The organism is Bacillus sp. EKM420B (assembly GCF_011065565.1).
GTDB classification, from domain to species: Bacteria; Bacillota; Bacilli; order Bacillales; family Bacillaceae; genus Bacillus; species Bacillus velezensis.
The window spans coordinates 552,355-568,091 of sequence record NZ_JAAMNX010000001.1 but is presented as its reverse complement, the minus strand read 5'-3'; the positions used below and the strand labels follow the sequence as shown (position 1 = coordinate 568,091).

The window sequence follows — 15,737 nt, the reverse complement described above, 5'->3', positions numbered from 1 at the left end:
TTATAATTCTTTGAAATCAAGTAAAGGAATCAGCAATTCTGACTCTTCCTTTTCTGGAGTTTCTCCATTGTCGATCCAGCATTGTTCCTTATTGAATATAACCGGAGAAAGCGGGTGTCTTTTTGTCTCTCCATATCCTAACGTGAGATGGCTGTCGCTCAATATCATATGTGCGTTCGTGCCCCCGAATCCAAAAGAACTGATTCCGGCTCTCAAAACCCCTTTTCTGGGACGCCATTCTTTTAAAGACGTGTTCGGAAAGAATGGCGACTGATCAAATTTAAAACGCGGATTTGGCGTTTTACAATGTAATGTCGGCGGGAGCATCTGATTTTTTATGGATAAGGCAACCTTTATAATACTCGCTATCCCCGCTGCGCTCATTAAATGTCCGAAATTCGTTTTTACGCTGCCTACTCCGCAAAATTGCGTTTCTTCCGTAACCTCCCGGAACACTTCAGTCAGCGCTTTTAATTCAATCGGATCTCCTATCATCGTACCGGTGCCATGCGTTTCGACATAACTGAGAGTATCTGCATCAATTCCGCCTTTTTTCAGGGCTTTTTTTATCACTGCGCTTTGCGCTTTCGGATTAGGTGTTGTCATCCCCATTGTCTGTCCGTCATTATTAACCGCGGATGAGTCAATTACCGCGTAAATTCTGTCACCTTCGGCAAGGGCGTCATCAAGTCTTTTCAAAAGGACTGCGCCGCATCCTTCTCCCGGTACAAATCCATCTGCCTTCTCATCAAATGTATGACATTTTCCTTCAGGTGAAAGCGCCCGAGCCTCACTCAGCATGACGTAAGGCTTTTGATCCAGCAAAATGTCAACCCCGCCCGCAATCGCCATATCTGACTCTTTTGACATCAGGCTTTGACAAGCGAGATGGACGCTGACCAATGAGGAAGAACATGCCGTGTCTACAACCAGATTCGGTCCTTTCAGATTAAAAAAATGTGAGATATGCGCGCCTATGAAGTTTTGTCCTATACCCACGATCGTATTTTTTGAAGGTGAACCTATTTTGGACATAAACGTCCCGGTCCGCGAACCGATAAAGACGCCGACTTCTTTGTTTGATACTTCTTCTTTTGTATAGCCGCCGTCTCTCAATGTCTGGACGCTGACCTCAAGGCATTTTTTGATTAACGGATCAAGCTCTGATGCTTCACTTTTGTTCATATTAAAAAACGCGGGATCGAAAGACTCAATATCTTGAAGAAATCCGCCCCACTTACTGATACTTTTTCCTTTTTCATAGGTGTCAGAGTAGTATGAAGAAATATCCCATCGCGACGCCGGGACTTCACGGACACTATTTTGTCCTTTCTTCAAATTTGTCCAGAACGTTTCTGTGTCCGGAGCATCCGGAAACTCACAGCCCATTCCGATAATAGCGATTTGATTCAGACTGGTTGGTTGCATTTGAGATCCGCTGTCCCGTACTTCGGAAGCATTTTGATTTATATGTTGCTCTTTTTTCCGACCCTCAATGTTTTCTGAATTAATTTGAGGACTGATCCCCTCACTTGCAAATAACTCGTTCAAATAGGCGCCCAGTTGTGAAAAACTCGGATACTCCAGAAAAGCCGAAGGTTCAATTTTTATTTGAAATGCATCTTCCGCTTTTTTGACAAGCTGAACCAGTAAGATTGAATCAACTCCGTAATCCGCAAAAGACGTATCCTGATCTAATTTCCCGTAAGGTATTTTCAGCTCTGCGGAAAAAATCTCCATTAACTTCCTGATCATAGCTTCATTGTCTCCATGACCAGAGATCACTTTTTCCTCAGCATCCGGGTTATTTTTAGCAGCTTGAATTCTTGTCTGAAGCAGCTGCTGCAGCTTGAATTTCTCCTGATGTGTCTTTGCCGGTATAAGGCATGGATATCCGTTTATCGTCATGATTTCATCCAGCATGGAAATACCTGTTTCTGTTGAGTGTGAAAGTAAACCGAGTGCCTGATATGATGGACTTGTCACCTCGCCCATTCCAATGTCCTTCCAGCTCGGCCAGTTAATTGATTGATAATATGTTCTGCCGGCTGCATGCTGATACGCCGCAAAGTAATCCATAAAAGCGTTCGCCGCGGCATAGTCACTTGTTCCGGCGCCTAATAAAGGAAAAGCGCTCGCAACAGATGAAAACAAAATGAAGAAATCAAGTTCGTCATCAATAAAAATGTCATGAAGTACCTGCATCCCCTGCACCTTTGGCTCAAATACTTCTCTTATTTCTTTATCAGATTTATGAATAAAAGCCGGATTCGAATGATTGGCTGCACCAGCGCAATGAATCACCCCGCCGATTTTGCCGAACTTCATTCTCACCTCTGAAAAGAAGCGATGTAATTTTTCTTTTTCCGTGAGCGGCCCGGAATACACTTCCACCTGAACTCCCTTTTGATCCAACTCATGCAGCAGTTGTAATTTCGAATAAAGAGGTGACTTTTCATCGGTGTCTTCTAACATGCCGGCTATTTTATCAGATTCCGGAAGGTCGGTTACTCCCATCAGCACAAGTTTTTTGACTCCCTTGCCGGCATAATGTCTGGCAAGTTCTGCCCCGATCCCTCTTGTTCCCCCTGTAATAACCAAGGTTTGATCCGTATGGCATACCGGCAGACCGGATCGTTTCCGGTTTATTTCCGCCGCATGTAATTTCTCGACGTATGGAATATAACGTTCACCGTTCCGGTAGCAGATTTCACTATACAGCCCGTCAGCGCAAGCTTCATCTGTGATTACCTGTCTCAGTTCCGCCGCAGTCCCGACATGCCCGTCTACATCTATTGTTTTTGATTTTATCTTTTGATACTCCGCGCTCAGCATTTTATATAGTCCGGCTGTTTCGGCTCCGGCTAACGACGGCTTGTCATTCAGAAATGTCTGCAGCCCTCTTGTCACATGTAAAACGAAAAGCTGTTTACGTGTCTTTATGATTTCCTGCAGCAGTGTCAGCTTCCCGATTGTGCCGGTGCGTGCCCCGTTTTGATCACTCCGCAAATCTGACAGGTCAATCATGCCGATGATTTCCGGATTTTCTTCTACGACTGCTAGAGCCGTTTTTTTGGCTTCCCCATCCGATTGATCCCAGTTATCTGCGCAAATAACAGCGGATTCAATCAGAGGATCTGAATCAAACAATTCGAATGCAAGCCGCTCACTTTCACTATTAGCCAGGATCATCACCTGTCCTTTCGTAAAAGCGGAAGGCGCAGCCTTTTGTTTTTTCCACGATTTTTTTAATACATCAAATGATAAGTCAGTCGGTGCATGGGGCAGACTCTGCGGTATACCTGTTTTTTTCTGTTTCTCTGCTGCTTTAGCGGCAGGCACCCAATATCTGTTCCGTTCAAAAGGATATGCAGGAAGAGAGATAAGCTTCGGTAATTCCGCAGTGTACATTTCTTCCCATTCAACGTCTCCTCCGTTCACCCAGTGAATGGCCATATCTCTTGTATTTTCAAAGTGAGCGGCTGACAGGGCATTCTTTTGACCAGCGCCTCGGCGGGCCTTTCCCCTATATAAACCGTTTAACTTATGATCTGACCGCAAATACATCGTCAGCTTATTGCGAAGATCGTCAATGCTGCTAACCTCAACAGCGAGCCGCTCTTCCATAGCGTTTCTCCCGGTCTGCGAGGTGTACGCGGCATCAGCTAGTGACGTTTTTGGCTCCAGTTCTTTTATATATGCATCAATCAAGAGTCTGAGCCGTTCTTCATTTTTGGCAGAAAGCAGAATAATTTGCGTCTTGTTGCTCTGTACCGTTTCCATCTTTTCTTCATTCTTATACTCTTCGATGATAATGTGGGCATTAGATCCTCCAGCGCCGAACGAACTGATGCCCGACCTTCTGGCTTGATTTTGCGGCGTCTTCCAATCAGTCAGTTCAGACTGCACGTAAAACGGTGTTTCCTCAAAATCAATATTAGGATTTAAGTTATCGGAATGAAGAGAAGGAGCAAGTTGTTTATACTTCATTTGCATCAGCACTTTTGTGATAGAAGCAATTCCCGCCGCGGCCTCTAGGTGTCCGATATTTGACTTAACCGAACCAATTGCACAACGATAATCGCTTTTCGAGCTGTGCAAAGCTTTGGTTAAACCTGAAATTTCAATCGGGTCTCCCAAAGATGTCCCGGTGCCATGCGCTTCAATATAACTTATGCTGTCTGCATCAATCCCCGCCTTATCAAGAGTTTCACTGATGACGTTTGCCTGCTCGCCCGGATTTGGCACAGTGTATCCGTTTGTTTTTCCGCCGTGATTTACAGATGTTCCCTTAATCACACCGTAAATCCTGTCCCCGTCAGCCTTTGCGGCAGAAAGCGATTTCAAAAGAACGGCCCCGACTCCTTCTCCCGGCACATATCCGTCTCCTCCCGCTCCAAAGCTTCTGCAGCGCCCATCGCTTGAAACAAAATGATTTTGAGAAAGTAAAGTATATTTATCCGGGTGTAAGGATAAATTCACTCCTCCGGCTATGGCGAGGGTGGATTCTCCCCTTTTTATACTTTCACATGCAAAATGAACAGCAGAAAGTGAAGAAGAACACATTGTATCAATTGCAAGGCTGGGTCCGTGCAGGTCAAAGAAATATGACACCCGGTTTGCGATAGACGAATAAGAAGATAAGAGCGCCTGACGTCCCTCATCATCTGAAGCACCGGCTGCAAATAACTGATAGTGGCTGTAGGTGACGCCGACAAATACACCTGTCTTATGCCGTTTCAACTTTTTCTTTGTGTAACCCGCATCTTCAAACGTGTGCCATGCTGTCTCTAAAAATAACCGTTCCTGAGGATCAATTAACTCGGCATCACGAGGCGAAATTGAGAAGAACAGCGGATCGAATTTATCAGCGTCTTTTATAAAACCTCCCCATTTGCTGTCATGACGGGCATTGTCACCTGTGTGATAATATTTCCGAAAATCCCAGCGCTCTTTCGGTATTTCCGTTATACAATCTTTTCCGGAAGAAATATTTTCCCAAAACTGTTCCACATCCTTCGCCATCGGGTAGCGGCCGGCTATACCGATAATTGCAATATCTTCCTCGGAAGGTGCGGATGGTATGCGGGAAACGGAAAGCTTCTCCCGTTTCGCCGGCGCCGAATGATCAATTCGCTGTTCGGCTGCCGGTAAAAACGCCTTCTTCAACTCATGTTGATAGTGTTCAAGAAAATACTCTGACAGCTCTTCAACACTGCTGTATTCAAAGAAAAGAGTCTTAGACACTCTTCCAAAATACTTTTCCAGACGGGAGTTAAGACCTAAAATCGTTAGAGAATCAATTCCGTAACGGTCAAATGTATCCTCGGGTAAAATGCTGTCCGCCGGTCTTCCCGTTTCCGCACCGACAATCTCTGTCAATAGACGGATCGTTTGCTTTTTCAGATCTTTTTCATTTAATTGCGGCAGACTGTTGTTTTCAGGCACAGTCTCTATCTTTTTATGGTCAGTTGAGAGTAATTCACTTATTCTATCTTTGTCTCCGCTGATAACAGCCAGCTGAGAAGCAGAACGGCTCATACTGTCCTGAAAAGCGGCAAGCCCTGCTTGGGCAGATAAAAGTTCCAGCCCCGTGTGTCTTAAAGCCTGCAGCTCTGCCGGACCAACTGTCATATTCCCCGCATCCCATAAAGGCCAATTAATAGAAAGTGTTTTCCCGGGACGTCCCTTCATGCTTCGATACTGGGTGAATCCGTCCATACATCCGTTAGCGAAGGCGTAGTCGCTCTGACCCGCATTAGGCAGAACGGCCGAAAGGGATGAAAACATAACGAAGAAATCGAGAGGCTCTTCTTCAGCTGCTTTATCCAGCCAAACGGTTCCGAATACTTTAGGCGCTATAACTTCTTCTATGCTTTCTTTCGCTTTTTTTATGATAAATGCATCCTTAACAAGTCCGGCACTGTGCAAAATTCCGTTTAATTCTCCGAATGTCTGCTTAATGTGCTTAATTAACGCGTCCGCCTCTTTTTCCTTTGAAATATCTGCCGGGACATATAAGGCTTCAGCGCCGAGATTTCCAAGAGCGCTCAATTTTTGCGCCGTTTCACGGGATGCCGGGGAACGCCCGGTTAATACCAGCTTGACTTCTGCCTGTTTCGCCAGATATTCCGCAAACAGATACCCGAGACCGCCGGCTCCTCCCGTAATTAAATACACACCGTTCTTTTTTACACTGAAACTATGTTTCTCCCCATCTTCTTTTTTTACTCTTTTAAGCTGCCTTTTATAATAATGCCTCGGCTCATAACAGGTAAAGTGGTCCGTCTTGCATTGATTGTTCCATTCAAAAGAGATGACATCTGCAATATGCTGCTTTGTAAACGGCTCGTCAAACATTGATTTCAGCTCTGCAGCCTTACATGTGAAATTCGGGTTTTCGGCCTGTACGGTCTTAAGAAAACTTTCAACCGCGTTATAAATGGGCTGAACCTCGCCCTCGGCATTTTCATACAGATACAAAATTTCTGCTTTCGGACAAAGTTTGTTCGCCATGAAGGCCTGAAACATTTGAAACAAGGAAAACAGACTTTTATTGAGCTGCTTTCTCATTGCATCTTCTGTATTTTTGAAGAGCCCGGCAGCTAAAAAATGAATAATATGGCGGGGTCTTATATTTTGAGAACGCAGAACCCCGCATAACGCATCATAATCCTCATCTTTTGCAAAGTTCATTTTAAAACGACCGTTCCGGCAATCTTCGAAACGCTCGCCGGAAGTCACGTAAATGAAAGGCGCCTCATAACCTTCAAGCTGCCTCTTCATTACGGTATACATGCTGTCATCTTTGCAAAAAAATAAAATTGGCTCTTTCGTATGCGGGAATTTTTCACTGCTTTTAAATTCATGTCTATCCCATACCATTTCATATAGATGGGTTTTCCCCAAGCTCTTAATTAATTCCAGCCCTTCTTCACGCGTCAGGCTGCCTTCTTTCACCTTTTTCACGATTTGCTCAATTTGCATCGTTTTTTCATTCATGGAAAAGCAACTCCTCTATCAGCTCTGACGTCTCTTTCGTATTCATCTCACCTGTTTGTGCTTTTTCAAGAAGCGACATGATTTCTCCATCTGCTGTATCTTTATTTGAGTTGTGAAGCTCAGTGTTCGAGAAAGCCTCAGCCTTCTGCGCTTCATCTTTATTTAAATGAATCCAATGTCTGTTCTTGCTGAAAGGATAAAGAGGAAGAGACAGTTTAACCGGTTTGAGTTCCTCCTCATACAAGTCTTCCCAGCTGATTTCACAACCGATCGTCCACAACTGAGCCAGTTTGGCCGGCTTGTTTTGCTGAATCAGTGATTGAACATATGCATGACCTTCGGGGCCGCCGAATAAAGGAGCGTACAGACTATCAAAATCCGTTACATTTCCTTCATAAACACCTTGCAGCCTGCTCCCCTGAATGTAACCGTTTAATTTTTCAAGAAGATCTCCGATATTCGAGCAAGTGATCGCAAGGCGGCATTCAAATGGTTCCCTTCCGGTTTGCAGCGTATATGCTATTTCTTCAAGACCGATTCCGGACTTTTCTCTAAAATTGCCGTTATACGGTTTATCAGCTGATCGATCCCGGACGCTGCTGATATAGCGGCACAGCTCGCTCAGGGTCATTAATTCCTGAAATATGTCTAGTGATATTTCTGTGCCGTACATTTGGTTTATATAAGAGATTAATTCGGAATAAGCCAACGGATCAAATCCGAATTCCGAAAGAGGTGTCTTTGCATCTATATTTGCGGTATCTAAACGCAGGATACCCGCTGCCGCTTCCCGAACCGCCTCTTGCACATCACGTTCCTGCACCTCTTGCTGACTGAATTGAACTGATAGTTCTTCATGTAAAAACGCTGTTAACTCTTTGGCTTTAACCATCAGCCTTTCCTTTGTTTTGGCCGATAGAACAATGATTTGATCCCGCTCGGCAGTTACTGCTTTATCTTGTCCGTATTCAAATTCTTCCACGATGACATGAGCATTTGCCCCGCCGAATCCAAAGGAACTGACTCCGGCGCGCCGCGGAATTTCATTTCCTTTTCGATCTTTTAATCTGGCCCACTTCATAGTTTTATTGACAATGTGAAACGGTGTTCCGCTTAATTGAATGTAAGGGTTCAGCTCCTTGACATGAAGTGTGGCAGGCAATGTTTTATACTTCATGGATAGTAATACTTTAATCAGCCCCGGCATTCCAGAGGCGGGCTCTAAATGACCGATATTCGTTTTTACTGAACCGATGCCGCAATATTGGTCATGATTCTTTCCTGGATGCGGCTCAAAAGATCCAAACGCTTTTTTCAAGCCTTCAATCTCAATCGGATCTCCCAGTTCTGTCCCGGTTCCGTGTGCTTCAATATAAGATATCGTATCAACAGGAATATCGGCATTTTTATAAACAGACGTTAACAGTTCTGCCTGAGCTTCCGGGTTCGGAGCGGTCAATGAAGCAGATCTTCCTCCGTGATTTTCTCCGGTTCCTCTCAGGACTCCGTAAATATTGTCTCTGTCATTCATTGCCGCTTGCAATGGTTTCAATAACAGAACAGCTGCACCTTCACCGCGGACATAACCGTCGGCAAGTTTATCAAACGTCTTACATCGGCCGTCCCTAGACAAAATACCGAGTTTATCGGTATACATATGCGTGACTGGATCTAAAAGCAGCGAAACCCCGCCTGCTACCGCCAGCTCACTTTCACCATTTTGAATCGAGCGCACAGCTCTGTGGATTGCTACAAGACTGCTTGAGCAGGCTGTATCAATGGACTCACTCGGACCTCTGAAATTAAAATAGTGGGATACACGATTGCTGATGAGCGCCTGGCTGTTTCCGGTTCCCGCAAACGCATGCGCCCCGTCCGAATGCCTCATCAGCAGCTGGCGGTAATCATTAAATTGAATGCCCGTAAACACCCCGATATGTTTGCCGGACAGCTTTGAAGCTTTGTAACCCGCATCTTCTATCGCTTTCCAGGTTTCCTGCAAATAAATTCTGTGCTGAGGATCCATGAGTTCTGCTTCCCGCGGATTAATATTGAAAAACGCCTCATCAAATTTATCGGCATCTCTGATAAAGCCGCCCCATTTCGAATGTACTTCGCTGCTTCCTTTGCCTTCGGCGTATTTTTTCCAATCCCAGCGATCCGGGGGAATTTCCTGAATTGAATCTTTTTCATTGATTAAATTGATCCAAAACTCATCTGCATTTTTTGCTCCCGGAAAAACACAACTCATCCCGATAATGGCAACTGGCTGCTTCTCTGGATGATGGTCAGCCTGTCTTGCTGTCTTTTTTTCAAACGGAAAACTTCGCGGCGGCTTCACTGTTTTCCCGGTGGTTTTCCCGGCGTGCACTACTTTCCTTTTTTCAGAAATGGTTTTTTCTGCATCTGTATTCCCTTTTGCAACAGTACGCAGTTCACTGTTTAGAAATTCCGAAAGAGACTTTATATGGCTGTAAGTAAAGAAAACGGCAGGTGTCAGCTTAAGCTTGTATTTTTTATTCAGTCGGACAGCTAATGTTTTCAAACTGATAGAATCAAAGCCGAGATTGCCGAAATTCTCTGCCGTATCCAGCTGTTCAATGTTTATTTTCAATAATTCCGACACCATTTGCTTCAGTTCTTCAAGGACATTGTCTGCAGAATCCGGTGCTGGATAAGAACTTTCCTCTTGACGAACCGGGAGTGTATTTACTTTTTGATGCGGCAGATCTTTTTTTGCTGGTGTAGTTCCGGCATCCCCGGTAACAACCGAAATTTGCGGACAGTCACTTGCCAAAACCGTCTCAAAAGCCGCTATCCCTTCTTCCGTTTCCAAATAATCAAACCCGGATGCGGAAAGATATGCGTCTTCAGCTTCTTTGTTTAAATGCATTCCGCCTTTACGCCACAACGGCCAGTTAATCGAAATGCTCTTGCCTTGTCTCTCTTGCCGGCGGCTCTGTTCGGATCTCCAATTTATATATTGATCTTGAAAATAATTGCCCATCGCATAGTTAACCTGTCCAAAATCACCGAAGACCGAAGAAATAGAAGAAAATACAATAAAGAAATCAAGCGGCTCATCTTTCGTTAATTCATCTAAGCATACCGTTCCTTCAATTTTAGCAGTCATGCCTTCTGAAAAATCAGTCAGATTCATCTCTGTAAATAACCGATCATCGGCATGACCAGCTGAATGAATAATGCCTTGAAGGGAGCCCCAAGTCCGTTTCGTTTCTTCTATGACCCGTCCCATCGTCTTTTGATCTGCGGCATCAGCTTGATAATATACCGCATCCCCTCCAAGCGCCTGCAGCCGGTCAATGTTATGTCGTTTATCAGCTGTTAACGGTGACCTTCCCGTCAATACCAATTTTGCTTGATACTGAGAGGCTAAATATTTTGCGAAAATCAGGCCCAGACCGCCCAAACCGCCCGTTATGAGGTAAATCCCTTTCTGTTTCAGCTGATGAGAGTGCTCTGTATGATTGAATACATACTCCTTTAATGTCTTAACATACCTCTTGTTATTTATATATTTAACTTCTTCCGCCTGCCGTTCCACGCCTGAAACCATTTCGTTAAGACAAAATTCAGCCATTTTTTCAATTGATATACGTTCTGAAAAACCGATTGACTTCACATTCTCTGCGGATGGCACCAACATATTTGCCGTTTTTAAACAGCCTGCAAGAGCGCCCGTATACGGATCATTCACGCCTTCTTTAAAAGAGTGAACAAGAAGCAGAGAATGAAGATAAAGAGAGGCGTCATTGCGGGCGCTCAGGGCTTTTAATAAATAAAAAATTGATTCCAGGCCGCTGAGAAGGCGGTCACCCGCGTAAAATGTTTCTCCCGTGTGCAAGATGACATCAGGAGAAAACCCCTTTTTCTCCAATTCTTCGAATAAACGAATATAATCTGACGTCACTTCCGGGTTTATACAGAATGTCAGCAGATTTTGATCGGTCTGCCGCTGATCCGGCGTGACGAGAATGACACGGCTGTCTGATTGATTTTTCAGAGCTCCAGCCAATGCTTCATCTTTTGCAAAAACCAGAATTGTTTTTGGCTCCCTATCTTTCATTTCAATCAGAGGGTTTTTTTGATCCCACTTATGCTCATAAAAACGTACATTTTTATTAGGCTTTTCGCCAAAAACCAGCCCGCTCAGTTCCATCAAAATCCCGCCGGCATTGTCTAATACATACACATCATAAGCCGAATCGCTTTCTTCAGTTTGTTCTGCATATACATAAACGGGTTCAGTCTCATGATCAAAAATCGTACATTCTTTAATATTTTCCGGGGTCTCTCCGGCATTTTCCCCCGCAAGGTATATGACGGCTTGATATGCGCTCTCAATCACTTCCGGTTTGATTATGCACCCTTTCGGCCCGGCCTTTGCTTTTATCTTTAAAAGCACCTGTCCGTTTCTGCTGACGCAGTGCTCTGCCGCTTTCAGACTGTCACTGCAGCTGTATCGGAATTCGGCAAGCCGCTGATAAAACGCTTCGTACGGTATGCGGTCTGCACGCTGAGACAGAAACGGCTCAAGATGAATATTTCCGTTCTCGTACGCCCCGTCTTCTAATTCGATCCGCCCTGAGGAATAAATGGATGAGTCGCTCTGTTTTTCTATAGAATACGATGCACCCTGATTATCCGGGGTTAATACAATCCGGATCTGCTCATTGCTTTCGCTTTGTAACATCGGTTCTCTAAAGGAGAGCTCAGTTAATTTAATAATCGGATTCCCTGAAGCCATCGCTCCGGCAGCTCTCGCCATTTCAATCTGGCTGAGAAACGGAAACATTTCCTTGTCTTGATACTTTGTTTTTATATACAAACCGGTATCGCTTACATTGATAAGAAACTTCTGGGCTTTAAAATCAGATATATTGCATGAAATGTAAGGATGCAGATCGTTATTTACGTTCATCCGGCGGCTTCCCGTATTTTGCGCATCTATTCTGCATAGCTCTTTGGCAAATGGATATCCCGGTGCTGATACCCGTCTCAAAGTGACATCTTTATAAAGTGACGGCCAATCTACTCCGTTACCGCCAACCCAGTATTCAGCAATCTTCACAAGATCCCTGTTTGCGGCTGCTTCTTCAATCTCAGCTTTGTTCATCCTTTGAGCTTCTGTTGTGTCTTTGCCGCTTGTAAAAATATGATCCCTCGCGTTTCCGAGAATGTAGTCTGTCAGTCCTTTAAGCAATTCATCTCTTGTGGAGGCGATAACAGCCAATCTGTGCGGCATTTCTTCTCGGCCGGTTTGTAAAGTAAATGCTGTATTTCTAAGTGTTTCTAATGGATAATCTCTGGCTGCTATATGTTTTTTTGCGCGTTTTGCATATTCTGCCAGCCTTTCGGCATTTTTTGCAGAAAAAACAAATAAAAGCTGTTCAGGTTCTTCAGCCGCGAGAGGAGAGGTAGCTTCATCCGCAAATTCTTCTAAAATAACATGGGCATTAGCTCCTCCTGCCCCGAAAGAACTGATTCCGGCACGCCTGGGAACGGATGACTCCCATTTTTCTGCACTGTCCGGTACATAAAAAGGTGTTTTTTGAAACGGTATATTTTCATTCAATTCAGCAGAATGAGTCAGTGACGGAACAATCGTTTTATGTTTCATTTGAAGAATAACTTTCGTAATGCCCGCTATGCCTGCAGCAGCCTCAAGATGTCCGATATTTGATTTAATCGACCCGATCGCGCATGTCTTCTTATCGCGTTCGGCACCTGAAAATGCTTTGGTCAGACCGGTGATTTCAATCGGATCTCCTAACGCGGTGCCTGTTCCGTGAGCCTCTATATAGCTGATGCTTTTTGGATCAATACATCCTTTTTTTAAGGCTCTCGTAATGACCTCACTTTGAGCTTTTGGATTCGGCACGGTATATCCATTCGTCTTAGCACCGTGGTTGATCGCTGTTGCCTTAATAACTGAATAAATCTGATCACCGTCGGCAATAGCCTTTTTTACAGGTTTCAGCAGCACGGCACCTGTCCCTTCTCCCGGCACATAGCCGTCTCCTCCTGAACCGAAGCTTCTGCACCGGCCATCACTGGATAAAAATCCGCCTTGAGTCAGGAGTTCATATTTATGAGGATGAATGGATAAATTGACGCCTCCTGCAATTGCAATTTCACATTCATTCCTGATTAAACTTTCACAGGCAAAATGAACAGCCGTTAATGATGAGGAACACATCGTGTCCAAAGCAATACTTGGCCCGCTGAAATTAAAGAAGTAGGATACCCGGTTTGCGATTGATGCATATGAGGAAGAAACGGCCGCTTCGTGACCAACGCTGTACAGCTGATATTGGCCGTACATAACCCCTGCAAAAACACCGACGTTTTTTCTTTCAAGCGTTTTCTTTGCGTACCCGGCATCTTCTATGGTGTGCCAAACCGTCTCTAAAAACAGTCTCTCCTGCGGATCAATTAATTCAGCTTCGGCAGGAGAAATATTAAAGAACAACGGATCAAAATGATACACATCGTCAATAAATCCCCCCCATTTGCTTTGGTTTTTTACTTCGTTGCCCGCCGCAGGCTGATAGTGCAGCCCCGAATCCCACCGATCCTCAGGTATCTCAGTTATACAGTCTTTACCGTTCAATAAGTTTCCCCACAGAGTATCAAGATCATTTGCCATCGGGTAACGTCCGCTGATACCGATAATAGCGATATCATTGTCATGATACTTCTCCTGCTGGACCTGTTTTTTCATCTGGATTTTCTGTTTCCCGTTAACATCGGCTGTCTGTTTATTATCTTTTTTCTTCTGAGATGGGGTGCTGCTCCCGTTTTCTCCTAACCGGAGTTTATGAAGAAGAGTATCCCTGTGCTCCTCAACGAAATACTGTGACAATTCTGCCGCAGTCTGATATTCAAATAACAGCGTTTTTGAGAGCGCGCCGAAATGTTTTTCAAGCTCATTCGTCATATTGATAATCATAACGGAATCAAGTCCGTATTTTTCCAATGCCTCTTCTGCATCTATTTTATCCGCAGGCATCCTGAATTCTGCAGCAATTATTTTTATGATAAAATCAGATGTTTCAGCTGTCAGTTTCTCTGAATCAAATGATTCGATATTTCTCCCTGTTCCTTCATCTGCCTGAATGCTGTCTTTTCGTTCATATAATTGATGAACATGATTGTCAATTTGCTCATCTCCGTAAAATACAGTAAATTGCGAAAAACCGGAGGACAATGCGACTGCAAACGCTTTTTTACCTTCTTCTTTTTCTAAAGGATAAAAACCCGCCTTTTTCATTGTCTCTACCGTGCGCTCATCCACTTGCATGCCGACTTCTTTCCACAGCGGCCAGTTCAGAGAGAGAGAAATCGTATCAGAATGCCGGGCAGAACGCATATTCATGAAATGATCCATATAGCTGTTTCCAAACGCGTAATCAGATTGCCCGACATTTCCCAACACTGCGGAAGTAGAGGAGAAGCAAATGAAAAAGTCAGGATTTTCTTTCTCAACAGCATCATTCAGCCACATCGTACCCAATACTTTCGGTCTGATTACCTGATCGAATTCCTCTCGTGACTTGTTAAGAAGGAAAGAGTCACGGATGATTCCCGCGCCCTGAATGACCCCGTTTACTTTTCCATAAGAAGTTTTGGCTTTTTTGACTACATATTCGGCTTCTTCCTTATTGGTAATATCAGCCTGAACATAAACAGCTGAAGAACCGGCATCCTCCAATCGCCTCAGCTGTTTTCTTATATGGTCTGAAAGCGGAGATCTTCCTGTTAAAACAAGGCAGCATTTTGTTTGAAAAGCCAAATATTCTGCAAAGGTAAATCCTAATCCGCCCGCGCCGCCCGCGATAATATATACTCCATTTTCTCTCAGCGGCACATCTCCGCTTCCGGAATTTTTTTCGGGTTCATACGTTTTGAGCTGTTTGACATAACGCTGCATGTCTTTATAACGGATCTCTACATCTGAAGGCTGGAAATCACTCAGCTCATTGCGTATGATATCAGCTGCGTGAACGGCTGCTATTGACTGCTCCATTTCAATGCTTTTTGCTGAGATTAACGGATTTTCCAGCTGCAATGTCCGCAAAAATCCGCTTGCCGCCGCGTAAAGAGGCTGTTCTCCGGAAAGATGCGAAAAATATCCATATAACAGCTTGATCGGTTTCCGGCAGTTATTTTTGAAGAGCGCCTGTTGTAATAAAAACAAAGAATAGACTCCGCTGTCGCATTGTTCACGAATCGCTCTCTCTGTTTTTTCAAACGGCATGTCTGACCATAAATGCACCGCTTCCCGTATATCTGACTTTTCTTCTTCTATAAGCCATCCTAACAGGTCTATGTAATCTTTTTCAGAGCGGGGGTCGATTTCAAATACACCGTCCCCGGTTTTTCGAAACTCTTTCCCCGGCTTAACCAAAATAACCCTTGTATCATGCAATGCAGCAAGTTCTTTACTCACATCTTCATTTTTATCAAATAATAAAAGGCTGCTCTCACGCCGGCCGCCTTTTACATGAATGCTGAGATCTGTCCGCTGCCAGACCGTCTGATAATATATCGCCTGTCCGTTAACCCCTGCGGAATGAAAACCAAGCTGCTGTATCCGCTTTACTCCTTCTTCCAAAGAAATGTTGCCGCTTTCTATGTCAGAAAGTACTTTTTTTCTAATATGACGGGCTTCTTTCATAAAAATCTTCATCCCCTTTACAAATGGCACTTCG

The 15,737-nt window shown here is 44.2% G+C and carries 2 protein-coding genes; both read right to left on the bottom strand.

Annotated features, from left to right (window positions below; translation table 11 throughout):
- Positions 1–7,002 carry an SDR family NAD(P)-dependent oxidoreductase gene (locus tag G9F48_RS02925; RefSeq protein WP_165409004.1) on the bottom strand — a complete coding sequence of 2,334 codons (7,002 nt, stop codon included), beginning with the start codon at positions 7,000–7,002 and terminating at the stop codon, positions 1–3.
- Positions 6,995–15,703, bottom strand: a complete 8,709-nt coding sequence (locus tag G9F48_RS02920) for a type I polyketide synthase (protein ID WP_165409003.1) — start codon at positions 15,701–15,703, stop codon at positions 6,995–6,997. The genes G9F48_RS02925 and G9F48_RS02920 overlap by 8 nt, the downstream gene beginning before the upstream one ends.
- Between the last annotated feature and the right edge of the window lie 34 nt (positions 15,704–15,737).

Coding starts and splice junctions, on each gene's coding strand:
- G9F48_RS02925 (WP_165409004.1), bottom strand. CDS start 7,002: ATGAATGAAAAAACGATGCAAATTGAGCAAATCGTGAAAAAGGTGAAA.
- G9F48_RS02920 (WP_165409003.1), bottom strand. CDS start 15,703: ATGAAAGAAGCCCGTCATATTAGAAAAAAAGTACTTTCTGACATAGAA.